The organism is Halomonas sp. 5021 (assembly GCF_036663435.1).
GTDB classification, from domain to species: Bacteria; Pseudomonadota; Gammaproteobacteria; order Pseudomonadales; family Halomonadaceae; genus Vreelandella; species Vreelandella janggokensis.
Map to the genome: position 1 here is coordinate 488,090 of NZ_JAXOVU010000002.1, position 16,029 is coordinate 504,118.

Genomic DNA, 16,029 nt, shown 5'->3' on the forward strand with positions numbered 1-16,029 from the left:
CCGGCGTTATTTGTTTAAAACAGGATAACCACAATGAAAACCCTCAAGATTGGCCTCATCGGCACCGGCTTTATGGGCAAAGCCCACGCCATCGCCTTTAACGCGGCGTCCAGCGTTTTTGAACTGCCCGCCAAGCCCGTTTGCGAACTACTGGCGGATGCCGACCTCGTCACTGCAGAGAGCCGGGCGCGGGCCTGGGGATTTGCCCGCGCCACCAACGATTGGTGTGCCCTGGTGGCAGACAGTGACGTGGACGTGGTGGATATCTGCGCACCCAATTTTCTGCATAAAGAGATGGCGCTGGCCGCCATTGCCGCTGGCAAGCATGTTTACGCCGAAAAACCGCTGGCGCTGAACACGGCAGATGCCGACGAGATGGTCGTTGCGGCTGAAAAGGCAGGCGTCAAAACCCTGGTCGGCTTTAACTATATTCGCAATTCCGCCACCCAGCTGGCCCGCCAGATTGTTGCCAGCGGTGAAATCGGTGAGCTGATTCACTTTCGTGGCCGGCACAATGAGGATTATCTGCTCGACCCAGCAAAGCCCCACGACTGGCATACACAGCGGGCAACAGCGGGTGCCGGTGCATTAGGCGATGTAGGGTCGCATATTCTCAATATGGCCGAGTTCTTGACCGGGCAGCGCATTACCGAGGCATGCGGCCAGCTCCAGACCGTCATTCCCACTCGGCCCAGGGCCGACGGCAGTGGTATGGCGGCGGTAGAGAACGATGATCAGGCCCAGGCCATGTTGCGCTTTGACCGGGGGTTAATGGGCAATATCGAAACCTCCCGGGTGGCCGCTGGCCGCAAGATGGGGTTGGCCTACACCCTTACCGGCACAAAAGGCGCCATTGTGTTTGACCAGGAGCGCATGAGCGAGCTGCAGCTATATCGCCACGGCGATGCACCAGGGAGGCGTGGCTTTACCACCTTGTTCGCTGGTCCTGAACACCCCGACTATGCTTCATTTAGCCCCGCACCAGGCCATGGCTTGGGCTATAACGATCAGAAAATTATCGAGGTTAGGGATCTTGTCGAAGGCATCATCAACCACCGCCCCCTCTATCCTGATTTTCGCGAAGCGGCCCGGGTTAACCGACTGATCGACGCCATCGAAAGGTCAGATCAGACGGGGCGGTGGGTGAGGGTATAACCGTTGCTGAGACACCAAGTAAACCAAGCGCTGGGGCTGCTTCCAGACGGCCCCGCGACTGCCTATAAGAAGAGAGTCACAAAATAATCAGCGTCGCCAGCCCCAGAAAGGATAGAAAGCCAACCACATCGGTGACGGTGGTTAAAATGACTGCGCCGGACAGCGCTGGATCAATCTGCAGCCTTTTCAACACCAGCGGAATCAGCACGCCTGACAAGTTGGCGAGGCTCATGTTGATAAAAATGGCTAGGGTGATGACCAGCGTGATCAGTAAGTCACTGAACCACAGATAGGAAATGAACCCGACGACGAGGGCCCACACCAGGCCGTTGCTCATGCCTACCCAAAGTTCCTTGTTATACAGCCACTGTTTGTTGTTACCGGCAAGTTGGCCTAACGCGAGACCGCGGATCACGACCGTCAGGGTTTGGCTACCGGCAATGCCGCCCATGCTGGCAACGACAGGCATCAGGATAGCTAATGCCACGATTTGATCGAGTACCGCTTCGAACTGACCGATCACGAAGGCGGCTAAAAAAGCGGTCAACAGGTTAATACCCAGCCAAATACCGCGGCTTTTAGCACTGCGCATGATGGGGGTGAACACTTCTTCTTCGTCACTGACGCCTGACATGTGCTTCAGCGTCATGTCAGCATCGTCTTGGGTGATTTCTAATACGTCGGCGGAGTTCAACTGCCCAACCAGCAATCCATCGCTATCGCACACGGGCACAAAGGGCAGCTCTTTGGAGCGCAATAACGCCGCTGCATCACTGACTTTCATTTGATCATTCAGGGTAAAAAAATCATCCATATAATCATCAACCACGGCACTTTGTGGTTGTTTGATCAAATCAATCAGCGTCAGTGTGCCGAGCAATCGCTTATCTTTATCCGTGATCATGATCTGCTGGGATTCATCGTCGAGCAACTGGTGGATGCGTATATAGCGTTGCACGGCTTCTAACGAGACCCCTTGCTTTACATTGACCGTCTCGGGGTCCATGTAACGCCCCACCACATCATCTTCATAGGCATGCAGGTTTTCGACCTGGGCGCGAATTTCCTGGTCCAGGCTGGCATAAACGCTGGTCTTGATGGCTTCGTCAGCAACGTCCAGTACTTCAGCCACTTCCTGAGCATCCAGGCCCTTGACGATCTGCTCAACATCGCTTGCCGATAAATCTTCGATATAGTCAGCACGGATGTCTTCATCGACTTCTGCCAATACCTCGCCGATGAGTTCGCCAGGGATGTACTCCCAAAGCCGATCGCGGGTTTTAGCGGGAAAAGATTCAAGGGTGCGCGCAATGGCCAGAATGTCCAGCTCGGCAAATAGCGCTTCCAGAGCGGTGCTATCTTCTTCATCCAGACTTTTTTGAAGATAAAGCAACTGCTCTTCAGTATTGGTGTATTTCTCATCATCGCGCATAGCGTCCATCCTTCGGCAAATTGATCGTCCACACAGCTACCTGAAAGCTATTGATGGCGCTTTATCAATTTTATAGACAGGCCTGGTTAAAAGCTACGCGAACGCCATGAGCCATGCGCTGCTGAGCAGACACAGGGGGCACATCGGTGCCGATCATTTCATCGGTGGCGTCGGCCCAGGTCAGCGTGCCATGGGTGAAGCCCAGCGGCGCCAAGGCACGGCCAATCCACTGCGTGCCGGTAAAGCGCTGCGTCTCGCCATTCTGGTCGATCAGCAAGCTGACGTTGTTATCCTGATGCAAGCGAACGATGTACCAGCCCATATCCAGTCCGTGCACTTCTACGTCAGGAAGCGGTTCGGGCCAGTGTGCAAGGTCTTCAAGGGTGACGTGAGCGGGAAGGGTAGAAGACATAGCGTATCCTCATGCGTGAATATCCGATACGCCAAGACTAAAGGCTGTACTCTATTTGTACAGCAATAACCGTCTGATCGGTGTTATATAAATGCCTGATCAGAGGAGGCGAAATGGGTGTTTTATCCTCTTTCCATTAAGAACTTATCCATTACGGAATAGAAAGCTGTAGGCATTCAATGCCGGTACGCCGCCCAGGTGAGCATAGAGAACCCTGGAGCCCGCAGGGAATTCGCCGTTGCGAACCTTATCGATCATGCCGTGCATGGATTTGCCTTCGTAAACCGGGTCGGTGAGGACGCCTTCCAAGCGAGCACACAGGCGAATGGCTTCCAGCGTACCTTCGTTGGGCAGGCCGTATTCCGGGCCGCCGTAGCGGGTATCCAGAATCACATCGTCGTCGGTAATGCCGCCTTCCAGCTCCACCAGCTCGGCGGTGTTGCGGGCGATGCGTAAGATCTGCTCGCGGGTTTGTTCCGGCTTGGCGGAAGCGTCGATACCGATCACACGCTGGGCACGGCCATCAGCGGCAAAGCCCACCACCATGCCCGCCTGGGTGCTGCCGGTGACCGAGCACACCACAATATAATCAAAGGTGAAGCCCAGCTCTTTCTCCTGCTGGCGCACCTCTTCGGCAAAGCCCACAAAACCCAAGCCGCCATAGGGGTGCTCTGAACAGCCCGCAGGAATCGGGAAGGGCTTACCACCCCGCTGGCGAACATCTTCCATGGCCTGCTCCCAACTGGGGCGAATGCCGATATCGAACCCCGCGTCGTCCATGCGTACATCGGCACCCATGATGCGCGACATCTCGATATTCCCCACCCGGTCGTAGACCGCGTCGGAGTAGTTGACCCAGTTCTCCTGTACCAGCACACATTGCATGCCCAAATGGGCGGCCACGGCGGCCACCTGACGGGTCTGGTTGGACTGAATACCACCAATCGACACCAGCGTATCGTAGCCCTGTTCCAACGCTTCCGGAATCAAATACTCGAGCTTGCGGGTTTTGTTGCCGCCAAAGGCCAGGCCGCTGTTGCAGTCTTCGCGTTTGGCGTAGAGCTCTACGTCACCGCCGAGATGTTCGCTTAGACGTTTGAGCGGTGTGATGGGGGACGGTCCAAAGGTGAGTGGGTAGCGGGGGAAACGTTCTAGGTTCATAGCAGGCTCCGGCTTTTAAGCGTTTCAGTGCGAAATAGACAGCTCGCTTGGCGAGGGTTTAGATGAAAGGTTTAGGTGAAAGCTTTGTGTGAACAGTTGGCGCGCTCTGCTATTTATACTAAGTGTTAGCTGCGATTTTTGTGTTGCAAAATAAGACGTGTTAAAGCAGCAAGTGTTGGTGTTAAATGCTTTATATGGGTTTAAATAGTGTCTAAAGGTCAATAAGGTAAATAATAGTGCGCTCAAAAACCTCCCGTTCAGGCGCTGAGCCTGATGATCAGGCGGCTGAACTGGACCGAACAGACCGGCGTATTCTCAAACTGCTGCAAGACGACGCCACACTCTCCAATGTGGCGCTGGCAGAGCAGGTGAGCTTGAGCCCAGCGGCCTGTTTACGCCGAGTGGAAAAGCTCAAACGGGACGGGGTGATCAGCCGGGTGGTGGCGCATCTAGACCCGGAGCAGCTACAGGCGGGGATGGTGGTGCTGATTGGCGTGGTGCTGGATCGCTCGACGCCGGAATCCTTCGCTGCCTTTGAAGAGGCGGCCCAGAAGGTATCCGGCTGTATGGAGTGCCATGTGGTCACCGGGGAATTCGACTACTTTATGCTGGTGCGCACCCGGGATAGCCAAAGCTTCAATAAATTGCATGCTGAGCAGTTACTCTACCTGCCCGGCGTGCGCCAGATCCGTTCGTTCATGGGGCTGCGTCAGGTTGTGTCGACCCATAAGGTGGTGGTTTAGCCCTGCTGTAGTCTTGGCTAAGGCGAGGAAGACGGCTCTGGCCGGGTGGCCAGCCAAAGGGCAATCAGCATCAGTAGGGCGATCACGCCCCAGCGCGTCCAGCCGGGGCCGAGCGACCAAGCCGTGATCAGTGCACTCAACGCGATCGTGCTGACGGCCGCCAATTTTCCGCGTCTGGAGATAGCCCGCTCCTGCTCCCAAGTGACCAGCAGTGGGCCCACATAGTGGCGGGAGCGGATCCAGGCCTCGAAGCGAGGCGACCCTTTGGAGGCGCAGTAAACGGCTATTAGCATAAAGACGGTGGTAGGCAGCAGGGGCAGAAAAATGCCGAGGACACCGATGCTAAAACTCAACCCTGCCAGCACGACCCACATGAGGCGGATCAGTCTCATTGTTGCTCCTGTTGGGCACGCTTCAATAACGTCATCGTGCTGAGTGTTGAATAAGTATGGGCTTATGTCACGGCTTTGCCACACAGACAATCTTCATATAAATGCAGGCACTCCGCCATCGTATTGTCATTTAGCTTCTTTAGTGTCTCCTAACGTTCAATCGTTGGCCTACAAACGATCAGGGGGAGACCACAATGAGTAAAGAGATCGAAGATCATCGCCTGTTTAACCAAAGCGGCAATCAACCTTTCGCCGAAGTATTGGCGCACCATGTATCCCGGCGCGATGTGATGCGCGGTGGTTTGAGCATGGCGGCTGCCTCGATGCTAAGCTTTGGCGGTGCGGCGCAAGCGCTTGCCTCCAGCGGCGCCCAAAAAACACCCCTGACGCTGGCGTTTGAGGCGGTTCAAGGATCACGCACCGATGCCGTGGTGGTGCCAGACGGTTACGTGGCCCAAGTCTTGGTGCCCTGGGGCACACCGTTAAGCGCGGGCGGCAGTTGGCAGCCCGACCAGCCAATGACCGCCGAGCGTCAGGCGGAAAGCGTGGGCATGCACCATGACGGCATGGCGGGGTTTGCCCTGGACGCTGACAGCGCCTCACGCCGTTTTGTTCTGGCACTCAACAATGAATATATCGACCAGTCGGCACTCTGGGCACCCCAGGGCGGCCCCACCAATGCGGATGAAGGGCAACGCCCGGCGGCGGAGTCGCGCACCGAGATCAATGCGCACGGTATCACCCTTGTCGAGGTTGAAAAAGACGCCAGCGGCCAATGGGCGCATGTGCCGGGCTCCCGCTATAACCGCCGCTTTACCAGCGCAACGGAAATGGATCTGGCTGGCCCCGTGGCGGGCAGTGACTATGTTAAAACTCACTTTTCGCCAGCAGGCACCCAAACCCGCGGTACCAATAATAACTGCGGTAACGGGGTAACGCCCTGGGGCACCTACATTGCCTGCGAAGAGAACTGGCCTAACGTCTTTGTTCACACCGGCGAGCGCTTCCAGGACGACGCCCGCATTGGTATTCCCACTGAACGCGGCCGCTATGCCTGGGAAACCTCGGCGGGTGATGCTTCTGAAGAGAACGATGAGTTTGCCCGCTTTGATATCACTCCACGCGGTGAGCGCGCCGAAGACGATTACCGTAACGAAGCGCGCACCTTCGGTTACCAGGTCGAAATCGATCCCTATAGCGGTGCTCGTGCCGTAAAACGCACGGCACTAGGCCGTTTCCGCCATGAAGGTTGCTGGTTAGGCAAGCTGGAAACTGGCAAGCCAATCGTTTACTACTCAGGCCACGATGCCCGCAACGAGTACGTATATAAGTACGTCTCCGACGCCGCCTGGGATCCCGCCGATGCTAATCGGCCGGGCGAGGCATATGACCGTCTTGCCATTGGCAACAAATATATGGATAACGGCACCCTCTATGTGGCCCGTTTTCACGCCGATGGCAGCGGTGAATGGCTGCCGCTGACGCCTGATGCCAAGACCCAGGATGGCCGAACCCTGGCGGCAGCCTTAGGCTTGGCTGAGGACGATTTAGCCGGTGTGATTATCAATACCTGCGACGCGGCAGACTTAATGGGCGCCACGCCGATGGATCGTCCCGAATGGGCCTCTGTTGACCCTGCATCGGGCGAGGTGTATCTCACTCTGACCAATAATTCACAGCGCATCGGTGAAGATTCACAGCCAACCTACACCAACGACGGTGAGCGTTTGGAGCAGGTGGGGGTAGGTTATGACCTGGCACCCACTAACGCGGCTAATCCACGTGCCAATAACGAGGCGGGCCACATTATTCGCTGGCGCGAAAGCCGCTTACCGAATGCCTTTACCTGGGAGGTGTTTGTGTTTGGCGCCGCCGCTGACGATACAGATAACCACTCGGGCCTGACCGAAATGAACCAGTTCGCCAGCCCCGATGGGCTCTGGTTCGATGATCGCGGTGATGGTCAGGGTATTCTCTGGATTCAGACCGACAACGGCTACGAGGGCGTGACGGAGTACACCAACGATCAACTGCTCGCGGTAGTCCCTAATGGACTGGACGATATCCAGGGAACCGGGCCGGTGATCAACAACAGCAACCAGCAGCAGCTCAAGCGCTTTGCGGTGGGGCCGAACGGTTGCGAAGTGACGGGTATCTTTGCCACGCCGGATAAAACCGCGCTGTTCATTAACATTCAGCACCCCGGTAACTGGCCTGCCAATGGCAGTGCGCTGACCCAAGATGCCACCGTTGCCGCTAGCGGCCAAGTCCGCCCGCGGGCATCAACCGTGGTGATTCAAAAGCGTGACGGAGGGCCGGTAGGGGTTTAAGAGCCAGCCTTCAACACTGCGTAGTATGCCTATACAAGCGTCGAACCTCTCCCAGGTTCGACGCTTTTTTGATGCTAGCGTTGCGCTACATAGTATTTTTCTGACGAGCCTCTAGCGCCTGAATGGCATCGACCTTTAGTGGCAGCTGGTTGGCCCAGAGAATATCTTCGCGGCAATGGCCAAGGTCCTGTAATAACTGATCGTCGTAAGCCAGTAGCGGCAAGATATGACGTCGAAATAGCCGCCGACGCCGGTAGCGCCACCAGCGCATATCGAGCGCTCGAATCAGCCGCATCGAGGGCATGGCCGGCATGTAAAAATGCAATTTTGGCGGCTTGGGCGGCGGCGCCAACTGGCTGGCTTTTTCCCAGGCGTCATGGGCATGTTGGGTCAGGGCTTCGCGCTTCATCTCGCACCTCCATTGTCACCCCCGCAGCACAGAAAGCGGCGCCTAAGCACCGACTGGGCAGGTATGAGCTGTGATTAATAAGCAGGAGGGTCGCGACCTCTGAGGAGTAGCTTGATACGCATTTATGGATCAATCAAACGAAAAGATCTACACTGAGCATTAAGATTTACTGAAAGGCAAGCGTGATGAACCAACTCTCTACCCTGCCCCCCAGTCGGGACGCCTTGCCGCTACTGGATAGCGAGGTACTGCGCACTTTCGTGACGATTGCGGAAAGCGGCAGTTTTACACGCGCCGCCCAGCAGCTGTTTCGCACCCCTTCCGCGCTGAGTATGCAGATCAAACGGCTGGAAGAGATTCTCGGCCAGACGCTGTTTGTACGCGAGGCACGGCATGTCCGCCTGACGGCCGAGGGGGAAGTACTGCTGGGCTATGGTCGTCGGCTGCTTAAACTCAACGCTGAAGCCGTGACCCAGTTTCTAGCGCCTGCCATCGAGGGGCGCGTGGGGCTGGGGATAACCGACGATGTGGTGGGGCGTATCTTGCCCACTGTACTGGCCCAGTTTGCCCGCTCGCACCCGGCGGTCCAGGTCGATGTCGAGGTGGGACGCAGCAAAGATCTGCTCGCCAGGTTGGACGAGGGCGAGCTTGATCTCGCCCTCGTGATGGCCGGAGGGCCTGGTCAGGCCGGACGTGGAGAGATCGTCCACAGCGAACCGCTGGTGTGGGCGGGGCGCGAGGATGGCGTTGCCGTGCAACGAACGCCACTGCCGGTGACCCTGGCCCAACAGGGGTGCGCGTGGCGTCGAATTACCCTCAATGCCCTTGATCAAGCGGGGATTGCTTACCGCATTGCTTACTCCTGTGACCACTGTGCCGGCCAGGAGGCCGCCATGCTGGCCGATTTGGCCGTGACGGCATTTCCAAAAAGCTTGGTTCGTCCGCCGCTCAAACGTCTGCACAACGAATCGCTGCCCCCGCTAGGCGATTACCAAGTGGCACTGGTGAAGCGCCCAGGCAGTGGTGATGCCAGTGAGGTATTGGCTGAACAGGTGGTCGAGGCGTTCCGGGAGGGTTGAGCTCATATGGGTAATAAATGGTCATTATATGGGGATCCTGAAAAGGGTTCTGTTGCCAAGCAGGCAGAATTAACCGACCTCTCCTACGCTATGTAAGTGCTTTGTAACTATTTTTTGTGGGGTTGTCCAAAAATCAGCGCAATGTATCCCTGTATTTAGCGTTGGATAACTCAGGTTATGTTAACAGCCAGTAAATGATCATACTGTCAGTGTAAATGAAATAATTTTTATGTCTCCACTGTTTTAGCTAGCACGGAGGCCACACCGAGTGAACCTTTCAAAGTGGGTCGGTGCCGCTATGCATGTTGAGCAATACAAGCTCAAGGATGAGTAAATCGTATGTATCAGCACTATGCGCGACCCGGACCTGAAGATAGTGATGAGTCGACGGGCCATGCGGTGGCTATCTTAACCGTGGCTAGGGACTCGCGCAGTGTCCAGGTTCTGGACGTCAATACCGACTATCAGCGCTTGTGGGGAGGAACCCGGGAGGAGTGGTTGGGCGCTACCCCCAATGTGGTTGAGCAGGAAGCGGCCAATGAGCAAATTCTTGCCCGACTGCGTGGTGCACTGAACACCAACATCGAGCGCAACTTCGAAGGCATCGGTGGGCGTGAGGTTTCTCGTCAACGTGATGGGTCGTGTCGACACATTGAGTGGCGCATCACGGCAATGGGGGCCTGTCAGCACGATGCCATCACGCTGGTACTGACACAGCGTGATGTGACCGATCAAGTGGAAAATGAGGCCCAACTGAAGCAGCTCGCCACCACCGATATGCTGACAGGCCTCGTTAACAGATCTCAATTCGACACGACGTTGAGAAATGAGCTCAGCCGCCAGGATCGCTACGCACGGCCCCTCTCTTTGATCATGCTGGATATTGATTACTTTAAAGATATCAATGATCGCTATGGCCATGATGTAGGCGATCAGGTATTGGTCGAAATGGCCGATTTGCTGAAAGGCAATTTACGTCAAGTAGACTACTGCGCAAGGTGGGGTGGCGAGGAGTTCATGCTGCTGGCACCCGAAACATCCCTGGAGCACGCCGTGCTTCTCGCCGATAAGATGCGGTGCGTGATTAACACTGCGGATTTCCCCACCTCAGGTCCCATCACCGCCAGCTTTGGTGTGGTTGAGGCACGGCCTCAAGAATCGGTCAAAAGTATCATGAAGCGAGTGGATGACGCCCTTTATCTCGCTAAAGAGAAAGGGCGTGATCAAGTCTCACCTATCGAGTTAGTGAAATCGATGAGGTTTGCCTAAGCAGGATCGCGATCAATCGCAAATGGCGCCCATGCCTGGCGCACCGGCATGATTTCGAGTCGATTGATATTGATATGTGGCGGTAGGGTGGCCAGGTAATAAAGTTGCTCGGCAATGTCTTCGGCCTGCAGGGGGGTGGTGCCTTTATAAAGCGCATCGGAAGCCGCCTGATTGCCTTTGGTGCGGACCAGCGTGAACTCGGTTTTGGCCATGCCGGGCGCGAGATCCGTCACGCGTACCCCGGTGCCCTGCAGGTCGCAACGCAGGTTGTAACTGAACTGTTGAACAAAGGCTTTCGACGCCCCGTAAACATGTCCGCCTGGGTACGGCCACTGTCCTGCCACCGACCCCAGGTTGAGGATGCTGGCGCCCTTGCCGGTAGCTAACAGGTGAGGCATGGCGGCGTGCGTCACGTTGACCAATCCGGTGATATTAGTGTCAATCATGGTGTGCCAGTCTTCCAGCGCCACGTTTTGGGCTGGTTCAGGCGCGAGCGCCAGGCCGGCATTATTAATCAGGCAAGTGAGTGGCAGCAGCGTGTCGGGGAGTTGACCTAATGCCTTGGTGACCGCGTCGCTGTCGCGAACGTCCAGGGGGATTGTCAGTACGGTGACGTGGAGCGCCAGTTCACTTTCCAGTTCAGCAAGTCGCTCCTCGCGACGTCCTGTCAGAATCAGCGACCAGCCCGCTTGGGCAAATCGTCGCGCGGCGGCTTTACCAAACCCGGATGTTGCGCCGGTAATCAATACGCTTGGCATTATGGTTCTCCTAGGGATAAAAAAACGACACTACTCTACAATGCGTGAAGCAACGCATTTAGAGCCAGATCATCCTGTCTTCTGTGACATCGGCTGTCCTGTGCACATGATATCTCTGGCTCTATAGAATAGCGGGGAGATATCACTAGGCTAGCAAACACGTTAATACAGAGAATTTATCAGGGTGCTTGCCATGAATACCAACATAGCCGCTTCTTATCCCCCCACAAACGGTGTGGATAACAACTACGTTCACCGCCTGGATCGCCAATACGTATTCCATTCGTGGTCTGCGCAGGGCAGTTTAGACCCGATGGTCGTGGCAGGTGCTGAAGGGTGCCGGGTGTGGGACTATGCGGGACGTTCATATCTTGATTTTAGCAGCCAGCTCGTCAATACCAATATCGGCCACCAGCACCCCAAAGTGGTTAGCGCAATTCAGGCCCAGGCGGCAAGCCTGTGCACCATCGCCCCGGCCCATGCCAACCTGGCTCGTGGTGAGGCGGCCAAGCGGATTATTGCCAAAGCCCCCGCGGGTTTTAGCAAGGTGTTTTTTACCAATGCGGGCGCGGATGCCAATGAAAACGCCATTCGCATGGCGCGGCTGTATACCGGGCGAAGCAAAATACTTTCAGCCTACCGTTCTTATCACGGCAATACCGGTTCAGCGATTGCGGCCACCGGTGACTGGCGGCGTGTACCTAACGAATATGCCAGCGGTCACGTCCATTTCTTCAACCCCTACCTCTATCGCAGCGAGTTCTGGGCGCGGGATGAAGATGAAGAGTGTGAGCGGGCGTTAACCCATCTACGCCGGGTGATTGAGTGCGAAGGCGCGAATGCCGTCGCCGCCATTCTGCTCGAAACCATTCCCGGTACCGCAGGAGTGTTGTTACCTCCCAAGGCTTACCTGCAGGGAGTTCGGAAACTCGCCGACGAGTTCGGCATCGTGCTGATTCTCGATGAAGTGATGGCCGGTTTCGGGCGCACGGGCAGTTGGTTTGCCTTTGAGCATTACGACATGGCGCCGGACCTGATCGTGTTCGCCAAAGGGGTCAACTCTGGCTATGTACCCGCCGGTGGCGTGATTATTTCAGCGCCTATTTCACACTACTTTGATGATCACTTGTTTGTCGGCGGGCTGACGTATTCCGGTCACCCCTTGGCAATGGCTGCGATCGTCGCAACCCTTGATGCCATGGACGAGGAGGGCATCGTGGATAATGCTGATAGAATCGGTAATGGCCTGTTAGCAGAAGGGCTGCAGCAGCTTGCCTCGCGTCATGCGGTGATAGGTGACTGGCGTGGCTTGGGCGTATTCCACGCTTTGGAACTGGTCAGCGACCCGGTCCGCAAAACGCCGCTACCCGGGGCAGAAGTGCTGAAGCTCAAGCAGCAATTGATGGAGCAAGGCTTGCTGGTGTTTACCGTCGAGAACCGCATTCACGTCGTGCCGCCATGCATTGTGTCGGCTGCGGAGGTGAAAGAGGGCCTGGCAATTCTTGAACGCGTGTTTGAAAGCTACGCGGCAACACGCTGATACGCGCGTTCTCAAGTGCTGAAGGCGTTATCGTAGGCGAGGCCCAGGCGTTGTATGCCTGGGTCGATACGCTCCCTTTCGATGGCGCCAAACCCAAGCCGGAAAAAGCGCCGCGGCGGGGCGGCATCGAAAAAGTGCTGAAAGCCGGGTTCGATCAGTACCCCTCGCTGGGCGGCGTGCCAGGCTAGCCGTTGGGTATCGATGCTGGCATCTGCTTCCATCCAGAAGGCGCTGGAACGGTGGCTGCTATGGCTCCGGCAGCCAGGCAAGGCCTGTTCAATGGCGAGGCGCATGGCGTCGCGCCGCTGATCGATCTCTTCCACATGCAGTTTGAGGTAGCGCTCGTAATAGCCTTCGGAAATAAACTGCGCCAGTTGATGCTGCAGCGCCGCGGGCGGGTGGCGGTACATCATGCGGCGTAGCGCTCGCAGCTCGTCAATTAACTCTGCGTCTGCCACCACGTAACCCATGCGCAAGCCGGGTGACAGCGCCTTGGATAAGCTGCCCATGTAGATAATGCGCGCGCTCTGGGCACTGGCTTTAAGCGCTGGCAGCGCAAACTGGTCACCGTGAATCTCCGCGTCGTAGTCATCCTCGATAACGATCTGGTCGCGGTGGGGTAGCTGGGCCAATAGCGCCTCGCGTCGTTCGCGGCTCATGGTCACGCCCGTGGGCACCTGGTGGCTGGGCATCACATACAGATAGTCACACTGTTGAGACCCTTCCAGGCGCATGCCTTCTGCATCCACGGTTTGGAACTGCAGGCGGGCGCCATGCTGGGCAAATACGTTCATCGCCTCTCGGTAACCTGGGGACTCCAGGGCCACGCTCGTCCCACGATGGCAAAGCAGTTGCGCAATCAAATAGAGCGCATTTTGCGTCCCCATGGTGATGAGTATCTCTTCTGAGCGAGCAAAAATTCCCCGGCGCGGCAAAATACGTTTACGCAGCTGCTCAATCAGCAAAGGATCATCCTGATCGATACGGTCGCGCAGCCATGGTTTGTCGCGTTGGGAACTTAATAACCGGCGGGAAACATCGCGCCATTGCGCGAGGGGGAAGAGGCGGGTATCTAACTGGCCATAAATAAACGGATAGGCATATTCCGACCAATTGCCGGGTTTAAGAATCCCTTGGTAGTTAGTAGGGCGCTTGGAAATACGTTTGTGCCAGTTTGGTGCAGCAGTCGATGCGCTGACATCTTCCGTCATCGCTGTTAAAGAGGCATTAAGCGATGATTGAGATTCATCATAATCAGGATGTAAGTAATAACCGCTACGAGGTCGGCTAATCAGATAACCATCTTCGACCAGCTTTTCGTAAACAATGGCCACCGTATTACGCGAAATACCCAACTGTTGCGAGAGCTTGCGGCAGGAGGGCAGCGCATCCTCACTGGGTAAACTCCCCATACGAATCGCTTCTAACAGCGTTTTACGCAGCTGTTCTTGTAGGCAGGGGGCAGCATTGGGGTCGACCTCAAGACACAGCGTTGTCATCCGGTACTCCTATGATCGCCTGTCCTATCAATAGGCGGTACATCTCCACTTAATGCACTTGTATCTGCATCTTTCATGCCAAAGGTTGGATCGATAACTGTCCTTTAAATTTACGCTAACTGGCTCTAATCCCAGCGATGATAAAAAACCTAGGGTGAATCAGCTTCTTCACATCACCGAAATGTTCGCAGCAGCATGGCTGATGACGACAGGCGAGTGATGTTTTGACCTGTTTTTTTTGAACCCCCTGGGAGTATCGGACGATGAAAAAAATAACGGCATTGGCTTCAGTGTTGAGTATTGGCGTACTGGCGCTAAGCGTTCCGCTTACCGTTACCGCTGCGGATTTAGAGGAAATCGAGGAGCGTGGCTACATGAGTGTGGCCACCGAAGATAACTACGCGCCGTTTAACTTCATGAGCGGCAGCGAACCCGATGGTTTTATCAAAGATATATTGATTGAACTGGAGGAATACGCCGACTTCGAAATTCGCCAGGATATTTTGCCCTGGACTGGGCTGCTAGCGTCGGTTTCATCGGGCCAGTACGACATGGCGCTGACCGGCGCTTCGGTAACCGATGAACGGTTGCGGGTGTTCAACTACGCGCCGCCCTTTGCCTCTGCCCAGCATTTTTATATCAAGCGGGCGGGTGATGACCGCATCAATAGCGTTGAGGACCTAAGCGGGATGACGCTGGGCGTTCAAGCGGGCAGCGCGCTGCTGTCGCGCCTCCCAGAGCTGGAAGCCATGCTGGAAGAAAGTGGGGGCGAGCTGGGCGACGTCATGCAGTATGAAGCCTACCCAGAAATCTACGCTGATCTTGCCAATGGCCGTGTTGATTACGTTATCAACTCCATCGTGCCGGTGAATGACCTGATCCGTGAGCGCCCTGACGTCTTCGAAGCGGGCCAAGCCGTCTCCGGCCCGGGCTTCGTGGCCTGGCCGATGCCCAAAGACAGCCCCGAGCTGCTGGCCTATATCACCGATTTTATGAGCCACCTGCGCGATTCTGGCCGCTTGGCCGAGCTACAGGAAAAATGGTTTGGTGAGTCCTTCGACGACCTGCCGACAACACCGATCACCTCAGTGGAAGAGTTCCACGAAATGGCCGGTATGTAAGCCATCACCTTCGCCAGCCGCCTGGGCGTATCAGCCGGGCGGCTGTTATCCAATCAAGCGAATCAGGGGTGAGTGAGCATGGACAGTAGCGCATGGGGGCTTCTTATTCAGGGTGCCTGGACCACGCTGTGGATCTCCGGCATATCCATTGCCATCGGTGTGGTGATGGGGCTGTTGATTGCGTTGCTTCGAGTGGCAAAAATTCCCGTTCTGCACCAACTGCTAGGCGTCTACATCAGCCTGGCGCGGGCAACACCGCTGGTGACGCTGGTGCTGTTTATCTTCCTAACCGCGCCGACCATGGGCGTTAACCTCAACCGCAATGTGGCCGGTATCATTGCGCTAACCCTCAATACCACTGCCTTTAACGCCGAAATTTGGCGCTCTGCATTCAACAACTTCTCCAAAGAGCAGCGTGAAGCCGCACTGGCGATTGGCATGACCCCATGGGTCTATTTCCGCCGCATTATGCTGCCGCAAATTACCATTACCAGCCTGCCGGGCCTGGTCAACGAGATGTCGTTTCTGATCAAAGGCAGCCCTGCCATTGCCGTCATCGGCGTGGTCGACCTGACCCGTGTGACCAACCGTATTTCAGCGGTGACCTACGACCCACTGCCACCCATTTTAGCGGCGGCGGCGCTGTATATGCTGATTATCAGTCTGTTGGTGTGGTTTCAACGCGTCGCCGAGCGTAAAGCCAGCCGACTGGCCGTTTAGGGAACCTCT

The 16,029-nt window shown here is 56.1% G+C and carries 15 protein-coding genes; 8 read left to right on the forward strand and 7 right to left on the reverse strand.

What is annotated here, in order from left to right:
• Positions 1-33 precede the first annotated feature (33 nt).
• Positions 34-1,155 (forward strand): Gfo/Idh/MocA family protein, encoded by a 1,122-nt coding sequence (locus tag R3F64_RS05960; protein ID WP_332610370.1) that lies wholly within the window; start codon positions 34-36, stop codon positions 1,153-1,155.
• 76 nt (positions 1,156-1,231) lie between these two features.
• On the opposite strand, the gene mgtE is transcribed toward R3F64_RS05960, so the two are convergent.
• From mgtE to R3F64_RS05975, 3 genes are all read right to left on the reverse strand, one after another.
• Positions 1,232-2,587: a magnesium transporter gene (mgtE, locus tag R3F64_RS05965; protein ID WP_085919694.1), complete on the reverse strand. Its 1,356-nt coding sequence runs from the start codon at positions 2,585-2,587 to the stop codon at positions 1,232-1,234.
• A 70-nt stretch (positions 2,588-2,657) separates the two neighbouring features.
• Positions 2,658-2,999, reverse strand: coding sequence for a DUF6482 family protein (locus R3F64_RS05970; protein WP_253025575.1), 342 nt, complete (start codon positions 2,997-2,999; stop codon positions 2,658-2,660).
• A gap of 144 nt (positions 3,000-3,143) precedes the next feature.
• Complete coding sequence (locus R3F64_RS05975) at positions 3,144-4,160, reverse strand: 1-aminocyclopropane-1-carboxylate deaminase (RefSeq protein ID WP_253025573.1); 1,017 nt, start codon at positions 4,158-4,160, stop codon at positions 3,144-3,146.
• A gap of 236 nt (positions 4,161-4,396) precedes the next feature.
• On the opposite strand from R3F64_RS05975, the gene R3F64_RS05980 reads away from it, so the two are divergent.
• The gene (locus R3F64_RS05980; RefSeq protein ID WP_253025571.1) at positions 4,397-4,903 is read left to right on the forward strand and encodes an Lrp/AsnC family transcriptional regulator; all 507 of its coding nucleotides are present in this window, start codon (positions 4,397-4,399) and stop codon (positions 4,901-4,903) included.
• Between the two features lie 17 nt (positions 4,904-4,920).
• Here R3F64_RS05980 and R3F64_RS05985 read toward each other — a convergent pair whose 3' ends face one another.
• Positions 4,921-5,295: a YbaN family protein gene (locus R3F64_RS05985; protein WP_253025569.1), complete on the reverse strand. Its 375-nt coding sequence runs from the start codon at positions 5,293-5,295 to the stop codon at positions 4,921-4,923.
• A 194-nt stretch (positions 5,296-5,489) separates the two neighbouring features.
• Between R3F64_RS05985 and R3F64_RS05990 the strand changes: the two genes are divergently transcribed.
• Positions 5,490-7,625 carry a PhoX family protein gene (locus tag R3F64_RS05990; protein ID WP_332610382.1) on the forward strand — a complete coding sequence of 712 codons (2,136 nt, stop codon included), beginning with the start codon at positions 5,490-5,492 and terminating at the stop codon, positions 7,623-7,625.
• 85 nt (positions 7,626-7,710) lie between these two features.
• Here the strand turns inward: R3F64_RS05990 and R3F64_RS05995 are convergent, their stop codons facing one another.
• Entirely contained in the window at positions 7,711-8,034 is a 324-nt protein-coding gene (locus R3F64_RS05995) for a hypothetical protein (RefSeq protein ID WP_253025565.1), read from the reverse strand.
• Between the two features lie 185 nt (positions 8,035-8,219).
• On the opposite strand from R3F64_RS05995, the gene R3F64_RS06000 reads away from it, so the two are divergent.
• Complete coding sequence (locus R3F64_RS06000) at positions 8,220-9,113, forward strand: LysR substrate-binding domain-containing protein (RefSeq protein ID WP_253025563.1); 894 nt, start codon at positions 8,220-8,222, stop codon at positions 9,111-9,113.
• A gap of 339 nt (positions 9,114-9,452) precedes the next feature.
• The gene (locus tag R3F64_RS06005) at positions 9,453-10,382 is read left to right on the forward strand and encodes a sensor domain-containing diguanylate cyclase (RefSeq protein WP_332610384.1); all 930 of its coding nucleotides are present in this window, start codon (positions 9,453-9,455) and stop codon (positions 10,380-10,382) included.
• Here the strand turns inward: R3F64_RS06005 and R3F64_RS06010 are convergent.
• Positions 10,379-11,140 carry an SDR family NAD(P)-dependent oxidoreductase gene (locus R3F64_RS06010; RefSeq protein ID WP_332610385.1) on the reverse strand — a complete coding sequence of 254 codons (762 nt, stop codon included), beginning with the start codon at positions 11,138-11,140 and terminating at the stop codon, positions 10,379-10,381. The two genes, R3F64_RS06005 and R3F64_RS06010, sit on opposite strands and share 4 nt — an antisense overlap.
• 193 nt (positions 11,141-11,333) lie before the next feature.
• Between R3F64_RS06010 and R3F64_RS06015 the strand changes: the two genes are divergently transcribed.
• Positions 11,334-12,680 carry an aspartate aminotransferase family protein gene (locus R3F64_RS06015; RefSeq protein WP_332610387.1) on the forward strand — a complete coding sequence of 449 codons (1,347 nt, stop codon included), beginning with the start codon at positions 11,334-11,336 and terminating at the stop codon, positions 12,678-12,680.
• Between the two features lie 11 nt (positions 12,681-12,691).
• Here the strand turns inward: R3F64_RS06015 and pdxR are convergent, their stop codons facing one another.
• Complete coding sequence (gene pdxR / locus R3F64_RS06020) at positions 12,692-14,179, reverse strand: MocR-like pyridoxine biosynthesis transcription factor PdxR (RefSeq protein WP_332610389.1); 1,488 nt, start codon at positions 14,177-14,179, stop codon at positions 12,692-12,694.
• A gap of 263 nt (positions 14,180-14,442) precedes the next feature.
• Between pdxR and R3F64_RS06025 the strand changes: the two genes are divergently transcribed.
• Together R3F64_RS06025 and R3F64_RS06030 are read left to right on the forward strand one after the other, a co-directional pair.
• Complete coding sequence (locus tag R3F64_RS06025; protein ID WP_253025555.1) at positions 14,443-15,300, forward strand: transporter substrate-binding domain-containing protein; 858 nt, start codon at positions 14,443-14,445, stop codon at positions 15,298-15,300.
• A gap of 78 nt (positions 15,301-15,378) precedes the next feature.
• A complete protein-coding gene (locus R3F64_RS06030; protein ID WP_022521643.1) occupies positions 15,379-16,020 on the forward strand; it encodes an amino acid ABC transporter permease in 642 nt (213 codons plus the stop codon).
• Positions 16,021-16,029 lie beyond the last annotated feature (9 nt).